Raw genomic sequence first — 2195 nt, forward strand, 5'->3', positions numbered from 1 at the left:
CGGCGGGGACGGCCTTCGCTCGGCCAGTCCCGTGCCTCGGTCAGCAGCCGCACATCCCCGGCGTCCCAGTCGACCTGCTTCGTCGGCTCATCCACATGCAGCGTCTTCGGCAGCCTGCCGTGGCGCATCGCCTCGACCATCTTGATGATCCCCGCGACACCCGCCGCCGCCTGCGTATGACCGATGTTCGACTTGATCGAACCCAGCCACAACGGCCGCCCCTCCGGACGGCCCTGACCGTACGTCTCCAACAGGGCCTGGGCCTCGATCGGGTCACCCAGCGTCGTACCCGTGCCGTGCGCCTCGACCGCGTCCACATCCGCCGTCGACAGGCCCGCCTTCGCCAGCGCCTGCTTGATCACGCGACGCTGTGCCGGGCCGTTCGGGGCCGTCAGACCATTGCTGGCGCCGTCCTGGTTGAGCGCGCTCCCGCGCACCACCGCGAGCACCGGATGCCCCAGCCGACGCGCCTCCGACAGACGCTCCAGAAGGAGAACTCCGACACCTTCGGAGCAGCTCATGCCGTTGGCGGCGTCGCTGAACGACTTGCAGCGGCCGTCGATCGACAGGCCGCGCTGCTCGCTGAAGTAGAGGAACATCTCGGGGGTGGACATCACCGTCACACCGCCCGCGAGAGCGAGCGAGCACTCACCGGAACGCAGCGACTGAATCGCCGTGTGCAGAGCGACCAGCGACGACGAGCACGCGGTGTCCATGGTCACCGCGGGACCCACGAGGCCCAGCGTGTAGGCCACCCGCCCGGAGACGATGCTGCCTCCGCTGCTGCCGCCGGCGTAGTCGTGGTACATCACCCCGGCGAACACACCGGTCGGGCTGCCCTTCAGCGAGGCGGGGTCGATCCCGGCGCGCTCCAGCACCTCCCAGGACGCCTCCAGCAGCAGGCGCTGCTGCGGATCGGTCTCCAGGGCCTCACGCGGGCTGATACCGAAGAACTCGGCGTCGAACTCCGAGGCGTCGTGCAGGAATCCGCCTTCGCGGGACGTTGTCTTCCCGGGCTTGCCGACCTCGGGGTCGTAGAGGTTCTCCACGCCCCAGCCACGGTCGGCCGGGAACTCGGAGATCGCGTCGACACCCTCGTCGACGAGCCGCCACAAGTCCTCGGGCGAGTTCACGCCACCCGGGTAGCGGCACGCCATCGAGACAATGGCGATCGGCTCCTGGTCACGCTGCTCAAGCTCGACGACGCGTCTGCGCGCTGTGCGCAGATCCGTGGTCGCGCGCTTGAGGTAGTCAAGAAGCTTCTCCTGGTTGCTCACCAAAGCCACCCCGGGTCGAAAGGGCGTCGACACTTACGACGCGCGCTTGCCGGGAACGTTACGCAGGGTGAAAAGACCCCCCAACCCCTGATCGCCCCTAACGTGCCCCGACCCCTTGGCCCGGCGCGACCATCGGTTTCCGACCCCCGGCACCCGGACCGCGTGCAGCCCACACCGACCATGCCCGGGAACGGTGAGCCCACGCCTGTCGAACGTCTCAGCCACGCGGGGAAGGTGCCGTCCACGCCCTCCGGATACGGCCTCCGGCCGATGCTCGCACCGAGCTCACAGACGTCCCGGGCCGGGGATGGGGCGATTCCGGGTGCGGTCCCGGGGGCGGTGTTCGTGTGAGGGGTCGCCCTGTCACGCACGGTGGCGGATCTCACGCGCGTACGGGGTCGGTGCGCCGCCTTGAGGCGACGCACCCGGTACCGATGGCCGCTCGGGCGACGCGGGTCAGTGTCGCCACTCTCTGTCCTGGCCGGCCGTCCACGCGCCCGGCGGTGTGTAACGGACGCCACCCCAGGCGGAGTTGCGGCGCTCTCGGGCCGCGGAGGACGCGACGGCCTGCTCGCGCGTCCCGGTCAGGGCGCTCAACACCGCGAGCAGCGCGGCCAGTTCCATCTCCCCCGGTGCGCCCCTGACGACACGCACGAGGTGCTCGGCAGGTGTGACGGCGACGGGTTCCCAGGTGTGCGGGCCGGCCACGTTGTCGGGATGCATCATTTCCCTCCGGTACTCTTCGAAAGACTCCGCCCGTGCTTTCTCCGTGCTTTCTCCGTGCTTTCTCCGGATTCGCCCGCCGCGGCAATCTCACGGGACCGGGTCGAGCCGGCTTCCGGCTACCGCCGTACCTTCATTGAAAGTCCCTCCACCCCGCGCTTCCAGCGGATCGGCCCCCTAATTCCTGTCTCTTAT

General features: G+C 69.4%; 2 protein-coding genes. Both read right to left on the reverse strand.

What is annotated here, in order from left to right; genetic code table 11:
- The coding region (locus P3L51_RS35900) for a type I polyketide synthase (RefSeq protein WP_354609556.1) at positions 1-1277 on the reverse strand (1277 nt) is incomplete at its 3' end.
- Between the two features lie 456 nt (positions 1278-1733).
- The gene (locus P3L51_RS35905) at positions 1734-2003 is read right to left on the reverse strand and encodes an acyl-CoA carboxylase epsilon subunit (RefSeq protein WP_354609557.1); all 270 of its coding nucleotides are present in this window, start codon (positions 2001-2003) and stop codon (positions 1734-1736) included.
- Positions 2004-2195 lie beyond the last annotated feature (192 nt).

Source organism: Streptomyces panacea, assembly GCF_040560175.1.
In the GTDB taxonomy this organism is placed as follows: domain Bacteria; phylum Actinomycetota; class Actinomycetes; order Streptomycetales; family Streptomycetaceae; genus Streptomyces; species Streptomyces panacea.